The following is a 1748-nucleotide window of genomic DNA, read 5'->3' on the forward strand; positions in this document are numbered from 1 at the left end:
GGTATAGAACGTTTTTTAAAAAAACTAAACCCACTCCAAACCACCATCGCCATCATAACCCAAGTAAAATAAGATTTTAAATTAATAAAACCTTTTAAAACGTCTAAGGGTGATAACATTATTTTTCACCACCTTTCGATATTAATTGGTTTTCAATTTGTTCTAACAAACTAAGATCAGGAGAAATAATCATTTGATAAGCTTGTTTTAAATCGTTTTTATTGATTTCATTTCTTCGAGTATTACTTGTACCACGGGTTGGGGCAAAAATACTAACTGTTGTTTTTAACAAGTTTTCTAAAGTTCGATTGGCTTTTAAGAATTGTTGATGATCAGGTAAATATTCTAAAGCTTCGTTAATTACTTCCAATAGATAGTGTTTAGCTTCTTCATTGTAAGGATTTTTTCTTTTCTTGATTAAGAATTCTAACATTTGTTGACGTTCTGCTTTGTTGCCTGGTTTAACTTCAATGTTATATGTAAATCTTGATTTAATGGCGTCATCGATTCTATCGTTATAATTTGTGGCACCAATAATGAAAATAGGTTTATTGGGATTATTATCCATGGAAGTCATTTCGGTTTTGAATTGGTTAACAACGTTAGCTAATTCTGAATCGGCATCTAACAGACTTATATCAGAAAAAATAGTTTCACATTCATCTAAAAAGATGATGGCGCCGTGTTGTTCTTCGGCTAAGATACGAGCAGCAGTGAATAAATCTCTAACCATTTGTACTGCTGTACCTCTAAATTTTTGGGCAAAAACGGAACTACTCACTTCAAAGAATGGTAAATTAGTTTCTTTGGCAAGGGCTCTTGCTAAAGTGGTTTTACCAGTTCCTGGACAACCGTACATTAAAATGCCTAATGGTGGTTCTACTTCCCCAATTCCTTGGTAATTTTCGGAATTTTTTAAATAATCAATAAATCCATCTATGGCTTTTTTCTCTTCTTTAAACCCGATTAATTTATCGAAACCGATAAATTTTTTAGAGTCGGAAGGATGAAATAACCTCCCTTCTAGTTCAGTGTTATTTTGATGGAAAGGGTTATTATTTTCTAATAATGACTGTTCCTGGTTTTTATTTTCTGATTGGATAAAATCATTAAATTTGGTCATTATTTCTTTTTTTGTTTCTTCTATTCTAGGAAGAATTTGGTTATAATTGTTTATTTTTTCTTCAATTTGGGGAAAAATTTGGTTATAATGGTTTATTTTTTCTTCTATTTTGGGAAGAATTTGATCGTAATGATTTATTTTTTCTTCTGTCATAGTTAAGGTTTGGTGATGAATCCAAATATAAGTACCTAAAAAAAGAAATAAACCCCATAAAATGTAAACCATATAATTTAAATACGGTGTTTTGGGGTTTTGGTTTTGTTGGGGTATTTTCATTTTTTTCTCCTCCATTTTTTTTATTTTTCATTTTATTAAGCTATGTTGGCAATTGGGTTGGTGATAGTTTGAGTCCCGCCACCTAAAGCGTTTCCGTTTTTATCTACTAATTCATAGTCGAGAATTAAATTTAAAATTGGGTTTTGCGCACTTATGAATTGATGTTGTTGTAAACTAATTTGGATGTTAATTTTCCCAATACCTTCATCGTTTAAAACCATTCTGGGGCGTTGGGTTTCATCATGAATGGTGTTATTACTTTTAATCTCTAAATTGAAGTATCGGTCAGGATGAGCAAAAGTATTTTCCGTATCATATTTAGTAGTTATTTTAAGAAATAAGGGAACGT

At 30.9% G+C, this 1748-nt stretch carries 1 protein-coding gene and 1 pseudogene; both read right to left on the reverse strand.

Going from position 1 to position 1748, the window contains the following annotated elements; all coding sequences use genetic code 11:
• Window positions 1–118: 118 nt before the first annotated feature.
• Window positions 119–1399, reverse strand: a complete 1281-nt coding sequence (locus Q8777_RS02550; protein ID WP_318749488.1) for an AAA family ATPase — start codon at window positions 1397–1399, stop codon at window positions 119–121.
• Between the two features lie 35 nt (window positions 1400–1434).
• Window positions 1435–1748 (reverse strand): annotated as a pseudogene (locus Q8777_RS02555) (hypothetical protein); the annotation flags it as partial.

This window comes from Candidatus Phytoplasma stylosanthis (assembly GCF_032886435.1).
GTDB classification, from domain to species: domain Bacteria; phylum Bacillota_I; class Bacilli_A; order Acholeplasmatales; family Acholeplasmataceae; genus Phytoplasma; species Phytoplasma stylosanthis.